The following is an 18715-nucleotide window of genomic DNA, read 5'->3' as shown; positions in this document are numbered from 1 at the left end:
AATGAAAAAAACAAAGCAGCTAAGAGAGTTGGTCAATTCTCAAAAACTGGAGTTTATCATGGAAGCCCATAATGGTCTGTCAGCTAAAATTGTGGAGGAGGCGGGGTTTAAAGGAATTTGGGCCAGCGGGTTATCCATCTCTGCAGCAATGGGAGTCAGGGACAGCAATGAGGCCTCCTGGACGCAGGTTTTGGATGTTTTGGAATTCATGAGTGATACTACCTCCATCCCGATTTTGCTGGACGGAGATACGGGGTACGGCAACTTCAATAATGCAAGGCGGCTGGTAAAGAAACTGGAACAGCGTCATATTGCAGGGGTATGCATCGAAGATAAGCGGTTCCCCAAAATGAATTCTTTCATTAACGGTCAAGGGCAGGCCTTGGCTGATATCGAGGAGTTTTCCGGGAAAATTAAAGCAATGAAAGATACGCAAACGGACGCGGATTTTACGGTGGTGGCCAGAGTAGAGGCATTTATTGCCGGGAAAGGGCTTGAAGTGGCGCTGCAGCGGGCGGAGGCGTACCGGAAGGCAGGAGCCGATGCCGTATTTATACACAGCAAAAGACCGGATGCCGCCGAGATTGAAGCGTTCATGAAGGAATGGGCCGGAAGATTGCCGATAGTGATCGTGCCTACCAAATACTATACGACTCCAACCGTCAGGTTCCAGGAGATGGGGATCAGCCTTGTGATTTGGGCAAACCATAATTTGAGAGCCTCCATCCGAGCGATGAAACAATTATCTGACCGAATTTATCGGGATGAAAGCCTTGTTCATATCGAAAAGAGCGTCGCAACTCTCGAAGAAGTATTCCGGCTTCAAGGGGTCGAGGAGCTGCAAGCTGCGGAACGGCAATACCTCCCGTCGTCAGAACCAGATTCGGGTGAGCACGTATAATGGACACGAAATTGTTAGGAGAAGAGCTGAAAAAATTAGGATTTACCTTTTTTAGCGGTGTTCCATGCTCCTTTTTGAAAAGTCTGATCAATTATGCGATAAATGAATGCGATTATGTTGCAGCGGCTAACGAAGGGGATGCGGTTGCGATTGCATCCGGAGCTTATATAGGGGGGAAGAAGTCGGTAGTCCTTATGCAAAATTCAGGGCTGACTAACGCTATTTCGCCATTGACCTCCCTTACCTACCCATTTCGTATTCCGCTGCTTGGATTTGTCAGCCTGCGCGGAGAACCGGGGATACCTGACGAACCTCAGCATGAACTGATGGGCCGGATTACAACGCAAATGCTGGATGTGATGGGTGTGGAATGGCAGTATCTCTCCAAGGATTTAGACGAGGCCAAAAATCAGCTGATCCAGGCTAATGAACAAATTGCGCTGCGTCGCTCGTTCTTTTTTGTCGTTAAGAAAGGGACCTTTGACAAAGAGCCATTGAAAAAACTGCAAACTTCCATTCATGTAAATCAGATCCGGCAGCATGGTCATGCGGACCATCAAATGCCTACACGGTATGATGCATTATCTGCGATTAACTCCATGAAAGACGACGATACCGTACAGCTCGCAACAACTGGTAAAACCGGGCGTGAGCTGTATGAAATTGAGGATGCGGCTAACAACTTGTACATGGTAGGCTCTATGGGGTGTATCGGTTCCTTGGGACTTGGTTTGGCACTGAGCCAACCAGGCAAAGGTATCGTCGTGATTGACGGAGACGGATCTCTGTTGATGCGTATGGGGAGTCTGGCAACCAATGGGTATTATCATCCAGCCAACATGGTTCATATTTTGCTCGATAATAACGCTCATGAATCAACAGGCGGACAAAGCACGGTATCCCATAATGTCGATTTTATAGACATCGCGGCTTCCTGCGGGTATACGAAGTCGATTCATGTTCACAGTCTTGAGGAACTGAAAGCCTCTTTACAGGAATGGAAAGCGAATAGAGAACTTACGTTTTTGTGCCTGAAAATATCCAAGTATTCCAAGGATCAGCTTGCACGTCCGCATATAAAGCCACATGAAGTAAAGGAACGACTGCAGCGTTTTATTCATAACAGTCCTTTAAAGGGCAAGGAAGTGGGCGATTCATGAGTTCCCCCGTCAAGAAAAACATTTTGCTTACCCCTGGTCCGGCAACGACTACAGAAAGTGTGAAATGGTCACAGGTGGTTCCAGATATCTGTCCTCGTGAAGCCGAGTTTGGCCGAATCATGGAGTATATTTCTACAGAGCTTACCCGGCTGGTCGCAGACCCGGATCATTATGCGACCATATTGTTTGGCGGATCGGGTACTGCAGCGGTGGAGTCCATCATTAGTTCGGTCCCGAATCACGAGGCAGTGATCATTGTCAGCAATGGAGCCTATGGAAAACGGATGTGCGAGATAGCGAAGGTTTATGGAGTGGAGTATTTTGAATTCAAAAGTCCTCCCGATGATGCCATTGATTTGGCTGAATTAGAGAGGTATATCCAATCTGCCGAACGCACCGTCTCCCATCTGGCCGTTGTACATCACGAGACGACAACTGGCCTGCTTAACAAGGTGAAGGATATCGGAGAATTATGCAAAAGGTATCAAATTGACATGATCGTGGATGCCATAAGCTCATTTGCGGCCATTCCGATTCAATTGAAGGAAATGAACATTGCCTACCTGGCGGCAACCTCCAACAAAAACTTACAGGGAATGGCCGGGGTTTCATTTGTGATAGCTGAAAAAAGCAAATTGGAGAATTTGAAAGGTCAGAAACCAAGAAGCTATTATTTGAATTTGTATGCTCAATACAATTATTTTGTGGAACATGGGCAGATGCGATTTACGCCTCCAGTCCAAACCTTATATGCGCTTAGACAAGCGATTGAGGAATTAAAGCAAGAGGGGGTGGATAAAAGGTACGAAAGGTACGCGACATCCTGGAAAACCTTAACTAACGGGTTAGCCCGCTTAGGTCTAACCTATATCATTCCCGAAGAGCATCATTCCAAAATCATTACTTCCATTCTTGAACCTCATTGTGCAGGTTATGATTTTCAATCGATGCATGATTATTTTTACAGTAAAGGCATTATGATTTATCCCGGCAAACTTGAGAAACTAAATACGTTCCGGATTGCCAATATAGGTGATATCACGTATAAGGAAATGGAGTTATTTTTGGAATTGCTTGAACGCTATCTCAGTAGCATAAAATGCGGATGAGAAAGGTGGAGTCCCATGGCATCAGCAGCAAAAGATAAGTGGTACAAGTATTTATTATTGAGAAGGCATGCGTCTCTAAGGTCCTACGTCCCCGAAACGAAGCTCCTGGACAGGTATAATTTTTCGAAACTTCTCTCCAAGTACGGGCATGTAATCGTGAAACCGGTGTGGGGGAGTCGTGGCCAGGGGATCTTTCAGGTCTCATGGTTAGGACACCATAAGTACATTGTACATTACGAGAATATAAAAGTTTTAGTACGGGGCAGAACCAATACGTATCGTTATATTAGAAGAAAAATCGGAAACGCCAGTTATATGGTTCAACGCAGAATTACCCGTCCAACCATCAACAAACGCCCTTTTGATATGAGAGTCATCATTCAACGGAGAACTGGCTCATCTGTATGGGTAGTCACAGGAAAGGTTATCAAAGTTGCAGGCAAAGGTTATATTGTTTCCAATAATACACGGAGTAAGGGAACATTACACCATTTTAAATCCGGCATTCGACAATCTTCCGTTCGGCACTTGTCTGCCAGTAAATTAGAGTCCCATATTGATCGTGTTTCCATCCGTTCCGCGAAGAGACTAAGCGCTTTTTTTCCGGGGCACCGTATATATGGACTGGACATTGGAATAGACCGGAAAGGACATATTGGGATTATTGAAGCTAATCTTTTTCCGGCAAGGTCCCATTTCCGTAAGCTGGAGGATAAAACGATGTATCACCGCATTACGGATTACCAAAACGGTTGACGCAAAAAGAACTGAGCAATAAGCCGCAGTGGTTGTACTGCCCTTATTGCTCTTTTATATTAGTCATAAGTCCATATTGAATCTTCCAGAGAGGTGTCCTGGTATGAAAAAAACAGATCGTCTGCTAGCGATTGTACTAGAGCTGCAACGCAAGGATGTTTTACGGGCTGAGGATTTGGCGGCTATATTTGAAACGAGTGTAAGAACCATCTATCGGGATATACAGGCTCTAAGTGAATCGGGTGTACCGATTGTGGGAGCGCCGGGCATCGGATATTCCTTAATGGAGGGCTACTTCCTGCCCCCAGTGAGCTTCAACGTGGAAGAGGCCGTAGCATTGCTAATAGGAACAGATTTTGTCGAGCAAAAATTTGATACAGAATACGGCAGCAAGGCGCAAGCCTCCCGCAGGAAGATAGAAGCTATTTTACCTGAGAGCATTCGCAGGGAGGTTTCGCGGGTGCGTACAACCATCAGGCTCTTTACAGGGGGGAAAGAAGTAGACCATAGAGAAAAAAACTATTTGGAAAAGCTGCGTTTTGCTATATTGGAAAAACAAAAGGTACGCTTCGGCTACTCCAAAAGAATGCCAGAGGCCGATGGGAATCGTCAAAGTGTGCGTGTGGTTGCACCCTACGGTCTTGTGCTGATGCATGGTTCCTGGGTTTTGATTGGGCAATGCGAACTGCGGCAGCAGCTCCGCCACTTCCGCTTGTCCCGTATGGACGAGCTGACTGTGCTGGAGGACAGGTTTGAGCACCCTGTCGATTTTAATTTGCAGGATTACAAGCAAATCGATGACCGTCATGTATATGTTCGTATATTAGCCCATCCGCATATCGTAGATAAAGTGAAGGAAGCGAAGAATTTTTATATGGAGACCATGGAGGAGCATGCAGATGGATTGCATGTACTCTTCCGCGTAAGGCAACCGGAAGAATTACTGCATTGGATACTCGGATGGGGCGCGGATATGGTCGTATTGGAGCCTGAGACTCTTCGGAAGCGAGTACGTGCAGAAGTTGAAAAAATGTTGAAATGCTACTGACATGATGCTGTCAGTAGCAATTGTGTATAGTAAAGCTACTTAAAAGAAAAGGGAGTGTATTTAAGGATATGAATACAACTGAAACTTTACAGCGTTTTGAAGAAACGGTACAACACTATCTCCTTGAATTGGACAGCTTTAGCCTGGAGCAATTGCAGTATACACCGCAGGAGGGCGAATGGTCACTTGGGCAAATGTACCTTCACTTGGTAAATTCGGCCCTTCATATGCAGCTTAAAAATATTGAGCTTTGTCTAAAACCAAACGGGGAAACAGGGGTTAAAACAGAAGCGGGCACAGCCATTTTTGATCTGGGAGGCTTTCCGCCCGTGCGTATCCAGGTCCCGCCATCTCCGCAGTACACTCCTCCGCAACCGTCGAGCAAAGAAGACATCGTGGAGGGATTACAGGCTGTGGTGCGCCAAATGAGAGAGGTTGAACCTGTCCTCCGCGAATCTTCAGAGGGGTATACCATCTCTCACCCCCGCTTTGGTGCACTGAATGCCAGGGAGTGGTTCATGCTCATCGAGATGCATTATCGGCATCATCTTTTGCAGAAGGAGCGTTTGATGCACGCAATAACCGGTTAATCGTCTCCCGGCGCAGCCCGATGAATTGCCCGATTTCCTCTTGTGTCAGCACGTCCGTTAACGTGGCGGGTGCAATATAGGAGTGGAACCAGCGCTGAAGCTTACGCAGCTTCTCGGCAGGTGAAACTTCAGTGAGCTGATCGATTCGTTGCTGCATCATGCGCAACTTGTCCTGCAACTGCAAAGCAATAGTCCGGCATTGCGTCGGGTCTTGCTCTAGCGAATGATACCATTCCTTCTGTGATAGAACCTCAATCTCACTGGTCACTAGCGCCATCGCTGTACCATAATAAGGATTGGGGCTGATTAGGGAGTGATGGGGGATGATTTCATCGGGCACAATAACGTTGACTAAAATTTGCGAGCCATCCTCGTGGACTCGGACGATCTTTAACAAGCCGCTCTGCAGCCGATACAGAGGACCGGATTCCCCTTGTCGAAATAGGGTTTCGCCTTTGTGTATTATCATGAACGTGTGCAGCCTCCATTCCATGTATCTGCATTTTGCATCATGTGATTCCAGCTTTTTAGATAAATCCGCCGTTGACACGGATCGTCTGCCCGGTAACCCATTGTGATTTGGCGCTGACCAGGAACTCAATCACATCCGCGATATCCTCAGGTTCACCAAGACGCCCAAATGCATTCATTTTTTTCATACCTTCGATCTGCTGCTCGGTTTTCCCTTCTTGGAAAAGCTCGGTATTTACAGGGCCGGGAGCCACGGCATTAATCGTAATATGTTTATTTCCGAACTCCTTGGCAAGTTGGCGGGTAAATTGTTCAACGGCGCCTTTGGTGCCTGCGTATACGCTATAGGCCGGGAACATTTGTCCAATTACGGACGTGGACAGGTTCACGATTCTTCCGTAGTTCTCCATGTGCTTCATGGCCTGCTGGCAAGCAAAGAAGGTGCCTTTTACATTCAGTGCAAATTGTTTGTCAAAGTCGGCTTCTGTAACGTCAGTAAGCGGCTTGGTAATCATCAGTCCGGCATTGTTAACCAGAATATCTAATCTGCCAAATTCAGCAATGGTATTCGTAAATAATGCTTCAATATCACTCATCTTGCCCAGATCGGCGTGGATCGCGATAGCTTTGCCGCCTTTTTGAATAATACCTTCTACGACCTGTTGGGCTTTCTCCGGGCTTCTGGCATAATTAATGACTACATGAGCGCCCAGTTTCGCCAATTGCTCCGCAATGACACGTCCAATCCCTCTCGAAGATCCCGTGACAATTGCTGTTTTTCCGTCCAAATGCTTCATGTGTGTTCAACCTTCCTTCCATATATTTCTTAAGAGATTCCATGTTCCAAAAGCGACCACACATCCGAAAACTCCTGATCTATTTTAGGATTCTTCCATTCGTAAGCATGAGCAGGGTGATGAAAACGTGCTGTAGCATGGAAAAGAGTACGAGCCAGCTGTGCTGGCGGCTGATCGGATGTGATGCCTTCCCGTGTAATGATGCCAGCGAGCTGCTTAACAATATGGTCTATATGCTGTTCGATGAAATCAGCCGCTTGCTCGGTGACCCGGGTATACATCTGGAACATTTCCTCGTCATCACGGGCGTAGTAATGTTTGAGTTCGACCAAAGTCTGTATATATCGTTTTAAAAGGGCTGTGCCTGTTAAAGATGAATCCAGGCACACCTTCGACAGTGGAGCGATAATCTTTTCATTCAGCCATTTTTCGGTCACACCTTCGAGGAGTTCAGCTTTGCTACTAAAATGTCGGTAGATGCTGCCATGACTCACACCTAATACTTTAGCAACATCAGTCACGGAGGTTTTGGCTATACCAAACCGCCTGAGTGTTTCTTCTGTCGCGACAAGAATCTGTTCTTTAGTCAATATATCTGAGGGTTTTTCCATAAAGCCACGACCTGTTTGCCGTGTAATTCACCTCCTTGCCATCAGGATAACACAAAGAGTATCAAATGACAAAAAATAATATTTGTCATTTGATACTCTTTTCTGAAATCATTCAAAGGAGCAAACCGGGAAGCTATAGCAGCGATTGGATGACAGCATCTATGGCGGAGAGCTCTGTCGTTACTTCAAACCTTCCTCTTACATGACCGTCACGATCAATCAGAAATTTGGAGAAGTTCCACTTGCCATGTCATGAACATATTGCGTATCTCTCTTGAATCAAAGAAGGTAGGATAGAAGGGGTTCGCCTCTTTTATAGCAAATTGTGGCATTCGCCGTTACCAAGATAGAATATGGATGCATATTCATGTAATGCGTGCAAAAACCCTACAGAATAGAGGGATACTTCGTGCCCATTGGAAAGATGATTCAATATAAGGAAATGCGACAACATCCCGTTTTAAGTTCTCATTTACCGGAGACCAAATGGATTAGCAATGCAAGAACTTTGCGTATGCTGGATGAATATCGGACGGTTTACATTAAGCCCAATTATGGAAGCGGAGGGACTGGTGTTATACGGGCAAAAAAGCTGGGGAGGAGGTATGAGATTCGGTGCGGCTCCAGCCGCAGAATTGTCAGATCCCACGCGGTGAGACGAGCGATCAGGACCTATCGGAGGCCACATCGCCGGTATTTGGTACAGCAAGGGCTTCGGTTGGCGAAGTACCAAGGCTCGATTTTTGATGCCAGAGTGTACATGCAGAAGCCGGAATTAGAATGGGTCATTTCAGGAATTACCGGCCGTGTTGCCGCACCCCGAAAAGTGGTTACCAATTACCGCAAAGGAGGACATGCGGCACCGTTGTCCAAGGTACTTTTAAAGGTCTTTAAACATGACAGAACGAAAATGAAAGAGACGCTTGATCGAGTCATCGAGCTTTCTAAAATGGTTGCCGATACGATCGATAAAAATCATCCGTTTCGCGAGCTGGGTATTGATCTTGCTATTGAGAAGAGTGGCCAAATCTGGATTATCGAGGCTAATCCGCACCCCGGGCATAAGTTGTTCAAGCAACTCCCCAATCATAAGATGATTCGCACCATTTTGAGAAACAAACGTCGGATTCAGCATTAGAATAAAGTTGCTCAAGCGCGTTTGGATATATGTAATTAATTTTGAACCTTATAAATCAAAAACCAGTCGAAGCACATCAATAAAACAGATAAAGTGTTAGGCTGGTTCTGTTTTATCAGGCTATGATGGGCATTAGCGAAATGTGCTAATTATCTCTAATTGATTGCATATTAATTCGTTATATAGTATATTTATTCAATCGCTTATAAGAGGGGGAGTTAACATGTCATTTATCATAAGAAATGCTGAACCTAACGATGTAAATGGTTTGACGAGTTAATGTATGAGTACATTGTTGGTTTTTATAAGAATCCCAGACCGGCTGCTGAGAAACTACATAATTTGATTTTTAACCTTTTAGAGAAGCAAGCAGGTATACAGTTCGTAGTAGAGCAGGATGGGGGGCTTATTGGCTTCGCTACATTATACTTTGCTTTCAGCACGATGAGAGCCGATAAAATTACCATCATGAACGATCTGTTTGTCATGGAGCCATACAGAGATACAGAAGTGGAATCGCAACTGTTTTTGGAATGCCGACGTTACTCGCAAGACCATGGGTATGCGTACATGTCCTGGATCACGGGTCCCGGCAATAAGCGGGCGCAACGCTTCTTTGAAGAAAAGGGCGCCGTTCAGGCAGATTGGGTTAACTATTCCATCATCTAAGCATGTCCATGATTGCTTTGCGCCCATCGTTATGTACAGGCGACTACATTGCCAAAAGCGTCAACAGTAACCCTGTCCGGTTCTAATCAAAAAGTGGATTCTATGAATTGCTGTTTATAAATCTGGTCGATCTTGCTAAGGACTTGGGAGCTGTGCTGAGTGAAAATTAAAGGGGTGACTTTTCCCTTCTTCAGAAAAATGCCAGTTTGTTCGCTGAATTCACCCAGAGCGGCTTCGTATAAACGAGAGGCTCCTTTGCTGGGGTGGGAAAAAATCAGGTTACGAATCGGGATCATATACCCCGGCATTCCTGAACTCGAAGTCATCGTTGTTTTATTCGCACCCGGGCAGACGCTGCGTATCTTGATTCCCTCGGCGGCGGCTGCCGGAGCGATCTCTTGGGTCCACAGTGAAAGAGCTAGCTTGCTTGAGGCGTAGGGCCCGACAAGCTTTTTGAATTTGGCAGGGCGTTCCAGCAGCTCCACCTCGAATCGTTTTACAATGAGGGAAGCATTCGAGGAGGTGTTAATGACGGTTCTCAGGTTTCCTTGCCGCAGAAGCTCCTTAAGCTCCATAAAAATGATGTAGGGAACGACGGTATTGACTTCAAAATGCATTTCGCGCCCTAATGGAGAGAATATCATTTCTCCAAGCGACACACCTGCATTATTAAAAAGGATATCGATGTGAGATTCGCTTTTTTGGATCTGCTCCAGTGCCTTTTTAAGGCTTGAGAAATCGGCCAAGTCGGCTTTATATATCCTCAATTGTCCTGTGCTTAATGCGTGCTGAACCTGTGGTTCGTTGTCGTTCGGGAATCCAGAGCGGATCAGGGCAAGAACATGCCAGCCTTCGGAAAGGAGCTTTAGGGTTAACTCCAATCCCACCCCCGAGTTTGCACCTGTAATGAGCGCCGTTTTATGATGCTTGTTTGTAGCCATGCTGGCATCCTCCTATTCTTTATCCATTGTATGGGCTGTTGCATCTGTTTCGAGCAGGGATTGCTGGTTGTTTAATTTATGATCTATGAATCCCACAATGCGCTGTAAATCGGCTATTTGTCCGATCACTTTTTGACGGTAGCTTTGTAACAGAGCGTTCACTTCCGGAACGCTTGTTACGTCTTCTTTATAGGAGAGAGGGACATAAGCCTTCATGTCTTCCAGCGACATGCCTGTTTTCTTCAGGCAAATGATCAGCTTCATAACCTCTGTATCCTCGATGTTGTACACACGGTGTCCGTTCTTTTTTCTTTTGGGTGGCGGAAGCAGTCCGATTTTTTCATAATACCGAAGGGCATCCTCCGTTAATCCGGTTTTTTGTGAGACTTGTTTGATAGAAAAAGATTCACCCATGCTGTTTTCACCTGCTTTTCGTTAGGGTTAACGTTATGCTACACCTTGGTGTTCACACCAAGTCAAGCAGTTTTATGTAAAAAGGAGCCGCTCAAAATCATGAGAAGGCTCCTTCTTTGTAAAGCAACAGAGGCTCCGCTAAAGCTGGCATGTGCAAGGCTATATTCCGTGCTGAAGCAGGAGCTTGGAGAGTTGTCTCCGGCGCTTTAAGCCGGAGTAGGGGATAAGGGATTGAACCGACTACGATACGCAGCCGGTTCGTTTGTTTACTTTTTCATAATCGGAATCCAAACCTCGCAGCGGTAATCCTCTGCGCGAGAATCTCCCATGGTATAGACTTCCAGCTCGGGGCCGCCTGAATGCTCATAATTGCTGGCAGGGAACCATTCCTGGAAAATCCTTTGCCATACCTTTTGGATCGAGTGAGGCATAGGGCCAATGGAGGTAAATACGGCCCAGGTTGCAGACGGAATGGTTCTGGCTTCTAATCCGTTAGAGACTGCTACGTCCTCACTGCCTTCTGCGGCAATCAGGTAATTAAACGTCTCCTCTCCATGCTTCATGTCCAGACATATACCGAGTATATCGTCGCCTGTTCCCAGGGCATGAATGCGGTCAGATGTGCCATCTGCGTTAAGTCGGTCCCAGAATTTCGGGATTTCCCGCATATTTTCACCGTTTTTAGTGGTGACTTGAATGGACTTGCCAATGACCGTAAAGGCCGCTTTCTCTACAATTTTGTAATCCATTTCCTGATCTCCCTTCAACGATAGATGGAAGGTGATGCGTGGGAAGGCTTTCAGGTTAACCCCTGGACTTCTGGCCTCAGTGGGAGAAATACCGTGTACCTTTCGAAACGCTTTAGAAAAAGATTCGGGGGAATCATATCCGTATTTGAACGCAACATCCAGTACTTTGGTGGTAGAAAGACTCAATTCCTGAGCAGCCAGGGTCAATCGACGTTTGCGCATATATTCTGCTACCGTGACGCCTGTCAGCATATAGAACATCCGTTGAAAATGAAAGGGGGACGAGTAGGCCGCCTTTGCAATTTCATCGATATCGAGGGGCTGCTGCATCCTTTCTTCCATCAGATCGAGCGCGTTCTTGATCCGAAGCAACCATTCCAACCGTATCACCTTCCTTGGTTGTAATCATATCATTGGTAGTGTCTGTAATCCTGTCATTGCGTGCTTTTGTGGAACAGGATACCATCAGCCTGCCCCCTTGTGTTCATAATTAAAATTTGGGACAATAGAAGAAGCGTTTGAATAGCGCAGAGCGTTCAAACATGCTATGATGCAATGATAGTTGAGACGAGTCGTGATGGCTAGGATTTATATATAGAAATACGAATTTTAATGCTTTGAAAAGAGGATCGAACATGAAAAAGGAATCCATTTATGGATTAACGCTAGACCAATTGACAGCATGGCTCATGGAGCATGGACATAAGAAATCTCGTGCGTTGCAGGTATGGGACGCATTGTACCGGAAGCGGATTACCGATTTTGCAGCGATGACGGAGGTTCATGAGGACTGCGTTCGCCTGCTGGAAGAGCATTTTTCCATAGAAACATTGGAAGAGCATGTGAAGCAGCAGTCGGCGGACGGGACAGTCAAGTTTTTGTTCCGGCTACAGGATGGTAATTTGATAGAGACTGTATTGATGAGTCATAAGTTTGGACTGTCTGTATGTGTGACGACACAGGTGGGCTGTAACATTGGATGCAGCTTCTGTGCGAGCGGACTGTTGAAGAAGAGCCGTGACCTGTCCAGCGGTGAAATTGTAGAGCAAATAATGAAGGTGCAGCTGTATCTGGACAAGGAACGTCCGGGCGACCGGGTCAGTCACGTCGTTGTGATGGGGATTGGTGAGCCGTTTGATAACTTTGTGAACCTGTCCGACTTTATCCGGGTCATTAAGGATCATAAAGGGCTGGCGATTGGTCCACGGCATATTACGGTTTCTACAAGCGGACTTGCCGATAAAATCATTGAATTTGCCGATTCTGATCTGCATGTTAATTTGGCGATTTCTCTCCATGCGCCGAATAACGAGATTCGTACCCGTATTATGAAGATCAACCGGGCCATTCCGATTGAGAAGCTTATGCAGGCGATTGATTATTATCTGGACAAAACGAACCGTCGAATCACGCTGGAATATATTTTGCTGAAGGATGTTAATGATGGCAAGGAGCATGCGCTGGAGCTGGCTGAGCTGGTAGGCCACCGTCGCAATTTGGCAAATGTAAACCTGATTCCGTACAATCCGGTGGATGAGCATAGCCAATACCAGCGGAGTGAGTCGGAATCCATTACCGGCTTCTATGATGTATTGAAAAAGCAGGGCATTAGCTGTAGTGTTCGGCTGGAGCATGGAGTCGACATTGACGCAGCCTGCGGACAGCTGCGCAGCAAGCAAATTCGCAAGGACGCCCAAGGCAGTCGCAATTCGGAACGCGAAGCCATTAGTTAAATGCACAAGCGTACTCTCTCACAGGAGTACGCTTTTTTGCACCACAGATCAGAGGGTAAAACATCATCTGGGAATGTGAAAATAGTCACGTAATAGTTGCTGCTTTTACGTTATAGTGAGTGGTTAGTGGAGGGGTTATATGGCTAACGTAATTTCGAATGTGGCGCTTGTTCCGGGCATCTATGTGATGAAAATTGAGGGCAATTTTAGAGGAAGAATGGGGCAGTTCTACATGCTGCGCAGCGGGATGAATTATCCACTGCTACCCAGACCTATTAGCATTTATGATATCGGGGAAGATTACATTTCCTTTTTATACCGGGTTGTTGGAGAGGGGACAAGCCTGTTCTCCCAGCTACAGCCGGGTCAGGAGATTCAGCTGGAGGGACCGTTCGGCAATGGTTTTCCGCAGGTGGAGGGTAGCTTGGCTTTAGTTGGTGGTGGAATGGGGACGGCTCCATTGCTGCTGGCTGCGAAGCATTACCCGCATGCGCACGTTTATCTGGGGTTTGCACAGCAAGCCTTCGGGGTTGGGGCATTCGAAGCTGTGGCGGCATCTGTGCAAGTCAAGGTCGGAGGAAGCATCATTGAACAGGTCGATCCGGCTCGTTATGTGAATATGTTTTCCTGCGGGCCGACTCCAATGCTACAAGCACTCGCGATGAAAACGGAGGGGACATCGTCCCGTTTATATATTTCAACAGAAAGACACATGGCCTGTGGTATTGGCGCATGTTTGGGCTGTACGATGCGTACCCGTGAAGGCAATCGCAGGGTGTGTAAGGAAGGGCCTGTATTTCCGGTGGAGGAGGTGGAGTTTGATGATCTCCATGGCGTGTAATATTGCGGGTGTAGCGTTCAAGAACCCGATCATTATGGCTTCCGGTACGTTTGGCTTTGGACGTGAATATGCCGAATTTTATTCTCCTGAATTATTGGGCGGCATCGTCGGCAAGGGACTGACCCTTCATCCGAAGGCTGGCAACACGGGATCACGAATACATGAGACAGCATCCGGCATGCTCAATAGTGTGGGACTGGAGAATCCGGGGGTTGCCGCCTTTTTGAAGGATGAGCTGGATGACATGACCCGCTGGAACACGGCTGTTATTGCCAACGTGGGCGGCTCCAATCTGGAGGAATACGTTCAGGCCGTAGCTATGATTACGGAAAATGCGCAAAAACGTCGCACGATGAATCGCAGGGGCGTCGATATGCTGGAATTGAATATTTCATGTCCCAACGTCAAGCAGGGCGGGATGCAATTCGGCATCCAGACGGAGGTGGCGCGGGACGTCGTGCGGCAGGTGCGTAACGTAACGGCGCTTCCGCTGGTCGTTAAGCTGTCTCCCAATGCAGAGAACATTACACAGATGGCGGTTATGTGCGAGGAAGAAGGCGCGGACGGGGTTTCGCTGATCAATACATTTTCTGCGATGAAAATTGATATACGTCGGCGTCGGAGTGTCTTCGCCAACACGTATGCAGGTCTTTCCGGCCCGGCCATCAAGCCGATTGCCTTACGCATGGTTCATCAGGTGGCGCAGGCGGTGTCAATTCCGGTGATCGGGATGGGCGGCATCAGTTCTGTGGAGGATATTATTGAATTCATCATGGCAGGGGCAGCGGCAATCCAGGTGGGAACGTATAATTTTGTTCACCTACACGCAGGATCTGAGCTAGTATATGGTCTTGAACAATGGATGCAGCGGGAAAAGGTGCAGTCGTTGGATGAGATACGAGGAATCCTGTGAATTTCGTACCCGTTTGCATAAACTTGAGCATACAAAGCCGACTTGTCTCCCTGGGCAAGCCGGTTTTGTATTTTCCAGTACAGCCAAGCTCAATTAGTGGTTAATATCGCACTTGTTCAAGATGAATGAAATTTGATTTTCCAGCCGATGAATGGCTTCCTTGGATGCTTGGTCGTCGGCACCTTGCTCCTGAAGCGCAGCGAGCTCTTGCTTGAGCTGGTGAAGATCCTGCCCTGCATTGGCGCAGTTGTAATTACTTTCGAGATTGTCAATCATCCGATGTCCTCCATTTCGTTAGGTATACGTCCTTATTATGGAGAATTGATTCTTCCTTATTCAGCATATTGTTTTATTTCAGATAAAGGTTGCGTTTGTTGTCATTAGAGGTTTTTTAGAGCTTGAGAAAGAAGCTGGTGATGGGGTTGCGGTTAAAAGATAAGTCGAAACCGAGACGACAATTCAAAGTTTCGCTACAGTTCATGATTATTATTTTGGTTGTTTTAGTCATCATTATTTCCTTAATTATATCCTTGCTTCTTATTCGTAGTTTCGTGATTAACAAGCATTTTGATAATACGAAGGAAAAACTTTCAGGTATTGCCAAGGTGATCGCAAGTGACAGCGATGTTATTCGAAATGTCGAGCAGGGAGTTCCTGTGAAGCAGATCCAGGACTATTCGCTTAGCGTAATGAATAACGTGAATGTGGATTTTGTTGTCATTCTGAACCGCGATTTAATTCGGCTGTCTCATCCCAATGAAACGATGGTTGGCAAACCGTTCTCTGATTTGAATGATGCCAGAAGAACGCTATCCGGCCAGGGGCATTTTTCTGAGAATATAGGTATTTTGGGCAAAGGCTACCGATATTTTGCGCCGATATTTAATAAACACAATGAGGTCATTGGCATTGTATGTGTAGGACTGACCATGAGGACCCTAAATCATGATTTGATGCAGGCGCAGTATACCATTTTTGGAGGACTGATGCTGGGACTCTTTAGTGGAGTTCTGGGCGCGATCTTTCTGGCTCAAAAAATCAAAACGATTTTATTTGGGCTCGAGCCGCAAGAGATAGCAGCACGATTACGCGAAAAAGAAATTATTGAAAATGAGGTTGCTGAAGGAATTATAGCCATTACGGCTGACAAGAAAATTATGCTTATGAACAAGGAAGCCCAGGCCAAGTATCAACTGGCAAACCAAGACATGGAAGCCCCGATTGGCGAGCAGGTAGATACCAACTTTTATAATGTGCTCTTCAAGAGAGTGTTTGATGACAAAAAGAAGATCAAGGATCGCTCATTTTATGTGAATGGTATAGAAGTCATTGCGACAGTAACACCTATATATGTTGAGAATGAATTTTTTGGGGCTGTTGCAACGCTGCGCGACCAATCCGAGATGATTCATCTTAGCAACCAGTTAAGTGGTACAAAATATTATATTAACTCCCTTCGCGGACAGACTCATGAATTTATGAACAAAATGCACGTGATATCCGGACTGATTGAAATGAGGCAATATGTAGAGGTTAGTCAGTATATTCAGCAGCTAAATCACCGCTATCAAAATGAGGTAGGCTTTCTGACCGAGAGAATTAAAGTTCCGGCATTAGCAGGTTTTATTATGGGTAAAATCAACGAAGCACGCGAACAGAATATTTCGGTTCTTCTTGAAGAAAGCTCAAATGTCTCTAATGTAGAGATGCAGGACATCGTTCATAATGTCATCCACATACTGGGTAATTTTATGGACAACGCCATAGACTCGATCTTACAAAAAAATCAGCCCGGTAGAATTGAGTTGAAATTGAACTACGAGTGTGAAGGAAATGTGTTCATTCTGAAAGTGAAAGATAACGGTATGGGGATTGATTCTGAAATGCAAAGAAGAATATTCGAGCATGGCTTCTCAACCAAAGGAGAAGACAGAGGTTACGGCTTGAATCTGGTTAAAACCATGGTGGAGAAGCATCAGGGCATCATTGAGATTGACAGCCAACCTGGCCTGGGAACAAGTATATATGTAGAGTTGCCCTGTATATTGGAGGTGACAAATAAATGAAAGTTCTGATTGTTGAGGATGATCCTATGGTGGCTGAGCTCAATCAACAGTTTATTGAGCGCATGGACAACTTGGATGTGGTATGCAAGGCAGATACCGTCAAGAAAGCACAGGACTGTCTCCAAAAATGGACACCGGATCTGGTATTGCTGGACGTTTATTTACCCGGAAAAAGCGGATTAACTTTATTATCACATATGCAGGAGCATCAGTACCATGCGTCGGTTATTTTAATTACGGCTGCAAAGGACATTCAAACGGTGAAGGAAGCTGTTTTTTATGGAGTTGCGGACTATTTAATTAAACCCTTTACATTCGAACGCTTTAAGCTGGCTGTTGAGAAAATCCAGCGTTTGGCCACGGTGATGGAGGAAGGGAACGGAATTAATCAAGCTGTCATTGATCATTATTTTAATAAAGAAGAGCATAGGGGTGTGGAGAAGAAAGAACCTCCTGAAAATCCATCGCATAATCTATCGAAAAACCTGTCTAAAAATTTGTCCAAACTGACCATGACCACGATACTGAAGAGTATCCAAGAGCTGGACGGACCATTCTCGGTTGAAACGTTAGCCAAGGAAGTGGACTTGTCCCGTATTACGGTAAAAAAATATATTCAGTTCCTGGTGGACGATGGCTTCCTGGTCGAATCGATAGAATACCACAAGGTCGGCAGGCCGCTAATGCTGTATCAGCTGAATCCGAATATAAAAGAACCGCCATTTCCATTGTAATCTGGAAATGACGGCTTTTTTTTATCCAGCTAGAATGCGAGCTTCCTGATTATTTCATAGAAAGAACAGGAAGTGGGACCAGATTGTCCGAAGAATGAGTTGTAAGTATATCATGGAAGTTGTCGTAGCTGGTTTCAATCATGTTGGATAAGGCCGTAACGGTATTCGAGCCAGCATGAGGCGTTACCAAAACTCTTGGATACAGCTCCACGAGCTTCTGGATTGTTGGGTCCGGGAGCATTTGCCATGGGTCAAATGATCTGAAAAATAATTCATCTTCTTTAGGGAAGACATCCGTAGCGAACCCTTCCAGATGGTTGCTCAGCAAAGCATCCAAAATGGCTTGGTTATCTTGTAATTCGCCACGTGAGGTATTGATGAGAATAGATCCCTTTTTCATTTTTTCTAAAAAGCTGGCGTTAATCATTTTGTCGTTCTGTCCCGGCAGATAAGGAACGTGCACACTGACGACATCACTCTCTGCGAGTAGTTCATCTAAGGTTGTGAATGGAATGGCTTCCTTGGCTGCGTCGGATTGGTACACATCATAGCCGATAACAGAAGCTCCTAATCCTTTAAACAATTTGGCTTCCGTCAGACCAATGCGACCGACCCCGATAATCCCAACTTTACAGTTATGGATCTCTTTGCTGAATGTATGCTCGTCCACAATGAAATTTTTGAACGAGCTTTTGGTAGTCATATAGGCAGTGTGACGGAACAGCATCATAGCCAGAGTTAAGGAGAGCTCCGCAATGGCATTCGGAGAGTAGGATGGGACGCGTGCGACCTTCATTCCGAATTCACTGCAGGCATCCAAATCAATGTGGTTGATTCCCACTGTTCTGGTGAAAACATATTGAATGCCGTATTCCTTGAATTTCGTGAGATTCTCTCGATTCGCAGCGCAGTTTCCTCTCAACAAAACGGCATCATGATGCTGTGCCAATTCTGCGTTGCTGGAGTTTAACAGCTCTTCTACCAGCGTTAGCTGGAAGTTGTATTTATTGAGGTCATGGAAATATGGTTTCTCATAAGAACGGACGCCGTAGCATATGATTTTTAACATGTTGT

General features: G+C 45.9%; 20 protein-coding genes and 1 pseudogene. 13 read left to right on the top strand and 8 right to left on the bottom strand.

The features are described from left to right. Nucleotide 1: 1 nt before the first annotated feature. The 6 genes from aepX to BAZ21_RS27665 all read left to right on the top strand — a co-directional run bounded on the left by aepX (nt 2) and on the right by BAZ21_RS27665 (nt 5564). On the top strand, nt 2–901 hold the full coding sequence (aepX, locus tag BAZ21_RS05940; protein WP_068497989.1) for a phosphoenolpyruvate mutase: 900 nt from the start codon (nt 2–4) through the stop codon (nt 899–901). After that, nucleotides 901–2061: a phosphonopyruvate decarboxylase gene (aepY, locus tag BAZ21_RS05935; RefSeq protein ID WP_068497987.1), complete on the top strand. Its 1161-nt coding sequence runs from the start codon at nt 901–903 to the stop codon at nt 2059–2061. Before aepX ends, aepY begins: the two co-directional genes overlap by 1 nt. Next, the gene (locus tag BAZ21_RS05930; protein WP_068497985.1) at nt 2058–3170 is read left to right on the top strand and encodes a 2-aminoethylphosphonate aminotransferase; all 1113 of its coding nucleotides are present in this window, start codon (nt 2058–2060) and stop codon (nt 3168–3170) included. Before aepY ends, BAZ21_RS05930 begins: the two co-directional genes overlap by 4 nt. A 15-nt stretch (nt 3171–3185) precedes the next feature. After that, nucleotides 3186–3926 (top strand): YheC/YheD family protein, encoded by a 741-nt coding sequence (locus BAZ21_RS05925; protein WP_068497983.1) that lies wholly within the window; start codon nt 3186–3188, stop codon nt 3924–3926. A 103-nt stretch (nt 3927–4029) separates the two neighbouring features. Beyond that, complete coding sequence (locus BAZ21_RS05920; RefSeq protein WP_068497981.1) at nt 4030–4974, top strand: helix-turn-helix transcriptional regulator; 945 nt, start codon at nt 4030–4032, stop codon at nt 4972–4974. A 68-nt stretch (nt 4975–5042) separates the two neighbouring features. Then, nucleotides 5043–5564 carry a DinB family protein gene (locus BAZ21_RS27665; RefSeq protein WP_084011517.1) on the top strand — a complete coding sequence of 174 codons (522 nt, stop codon included), beginning with the start codon at nt 5043–5045 and terminating at the stop codon, nt 5562–5564. Here the strand turns inward: BAZ21_RS27665 and BAZ21_RS05915 are convergent. Genes BAZ21_RS05915 through BAZ21_RS05905 form a run of 3 tightly spaced genes read right to left on the bottom strand, consistent with a single transcriptional unit; the run spans nt 5497 to nt 7443 of the window. Next, the gene (locus BAZ21_RS05915) at nt 5497–6033 is read right to left on the bottom strand and encodes a Crp/Fnr family transcriptional regulator (RefSeq protein ID WP_068497979.1); all 537 of its coding nucleotides are present in this window, start codon (nt 6031–6033) and stop codon (nt 5497–5499) included. The two genes, BAZ21_RS27665 and BAZ21_RS05915, sit on opposite strands and share 68 nt — an antisense overlap. Before the next feature lie 58 nt (nt 6034–6091). Next, nucleotides 6092–6832 (bottom strand): SDR family oxidoreductase, encoded by a 741-nt coding sequence (locus BAZ21_RS05910; protein ID WP_068497978.1) that lies wholly within the window; start codon nt 6830–6832, stop codon nt 6092–6094. A 29-nt stretch (nt 6833–6861) separates the two neighbouring features. After that, nucleotides 6862–7443, bottom strand: a complete 582-nt coding sequence (locus BAZ21_RS05905) for a TetR/AcrR family transcriptional regulator (RefSeq protein WP_068497976.1) — start codon at nt 7441–7443, stop codon at nt 6862–6864. A 409-nt stretch (nt 7444–7852) separates the two neighbouring features. On the opposite strand from BAZ21_RS05905, the gene BAZ21_RS05900 reads away from it, so the two are divergent. Both BAZ21_RS05900 and BAZ21_RS05895 read left to right on the top strand, forming a co-directional pair. Then, complete coding sequence (locus BAZ21_RS05900) at nt 7853–8581, top strand: YheC/YheD family protein (protein WP_068497975.1); 729 nt, start codon at nt 7853–7855, stop codon at nt 8579–8581. A 223-nt stretch (nt 8582–8804) separates the two neighbouring features. Next, a pseudogene (locus BAZ21_RS05895) lies at nt 8805–9250 on the top strand (GNAT family N-acetyltransferase). 86 nt (nt 9251–9336) lie between these two features. Here BAZ21_RS05895 and BAZ21_RS05890 read toward each other — a convergent pair. The 3 genes from BAZ21_RS05890 to BAZ21_RS05880 all read right to left on the bottom strand — a co-directional run bounded on the left by BAZ21_RS05890 (nt 9337) and on the right by BAZ21_RS05880 (nt 11741). Beyond that, entirely contained in the window at nt 9337–10191 is an 855-nt protein-coding gene (locus tag BAZ21_RS05890) for an SDR family NAD(P)-dependent oxidoreductase (RefSeq protein WP_068497969.1), read from the bottom strand. Between the two features lie 12 nt (nt 10192–10203). Then, complete coding sequence (locus BAZ21_RS05885; protein ID WP_068497967.1) at nt 10204–10605, bottom strand: MerR family transcriptional regulator; 402 nt, start codon at nt 10603–10605, stop codon at nt 10204–10206. Between the two features lie 266 nt (nt 10606–10871). After that, nucleotides 10872–11741, bottom strand: a complete 870-nt coding sequence (locus BAZ21_RS05880; RefSeq protein ID WP_068498061.1) for an AraC family transcriptional regulator — start codon at nt 11739–11741, stop codon at nt 10872–10874. A gap of 248 nt (nt 11742–11989) precedes the next feature. Between BAZ21_RS05880 and rlmN the strand changes: the two genes are divergently transcribed. From rlmN to BAZ21_RS05865, 3 genes are all read left to right on the top strand, one after another. Further along, nucleotides 11990–13087: a 23S rRNA (adenine(2503)-C(2))-methyltransferase RlmN gene (gene rlmN, locus BAZ21_RS05875; RefSeq protein ID WP_068497966.1), complete on the top strand. Its 1098-nt coding sequence runs from the start codon at nt 11990–11992 to the stop codon at nt 13085–13087. A gap of 139 nt (nt 13088–13226) precedes the next feature. After that, a complete protein-coding gene (locus tag BAZ21_RS05870; RefSeq protein WP_068497964.1) occupies nt 13227–13928 on the top strand; it encodes a dihydroorotate dehydrogenase electron transfer subunit in 702 nt (233 codons plus the stop codon). Next, complete coding sequence (locus BAZ21_RS05865; RefSeq protein ID WP_068497962.1) at nt 13909–14841, top strand: dihydroorotate dehydrogenase; 933 nt, start codon at nt 13909–13911, stop codon at nt 14839–14841. Before BAZ21_RS05870 ends, BAZ21_RS05865 begins: the two co-directional genes overlap by 20 nt. A gap of 93 nt (nt 14842–14934) precedes the next feature. On the opposite strand, the gene BAZ21_RS05860 is transcribed toward BAZ21_RS05865, so the two are convergent. Then, the gene (locus BAZ21_RS05860; protein WP_068497960.1) at nt 14935–15117 is read right to left on the bottom strand and encodes a DUF2524 domain-containing protein; all 183 of its coding nucleotides are present in this window, start codon (nt 15115–15117) and stop codon (nt 14935–14937) included. Nucleotides 15118–15320: 203 nt separating this feature from the next. On the opposite strand from BAZ21_RS05860, the gene BAZ21_RS05855 reads away from it, so the two are divergent. Continuing rightward, nucleotides 15321–16907 carry an ATP-binding protein gene (locus BAZ21_RS05855; protein WP_084011524.1) on the top strand — a complete coding sequence of 529 codons (1587 nt, stop codon included), beginning with the start codon at nt 15321–15323 and terminating at the stop codon, nt 16905–16907. Continuing rightward, nucleotides 16904–17641, top strand: a complete 738-nt coding sequence (locus BAZ21_RS05850) for a response regulator (protein WP_068497956.1) — start codon at nt 16904–16906, stop codon at nt 17639–17641. Before BAZ21_RS05855 ends, BAZ21_RS05850 begins: the two co-directional genes overlap by 4 nt. 49 nt (nt 17642–17690) lie before the next feature. On the opposite strand, the gene BAZ21_RS05845 is transcribed toward BAZ21_RS05850, so the two are convergent. Beyond that, complete coding sequence (locus BAZ21_RS05845) at nt 17691–18710, bottom strand: 2-hydroxyacid dehydrogenase (protein WP_068497954.1); 1020 nt, start codon at nt 18708–18710, stop codon at nt 17691–17693. Between the last annotated feature and the right edge of the window lie 5 nt (nt 18711–18715).

This window comes from Paenibacillus kribbensis, from assembly GCF_001705305.1.
GTDB lineage: Bacteria > Bacillota > Bacilli > Paenibacillales > Paenibacillaceae > Paenibacillus > Paenibacillus kribbensis_B.
Note: the sequence above shows the minus strand (reverse complement) of the source record. Positions and strands in the feature narration are given on the sequence as shown.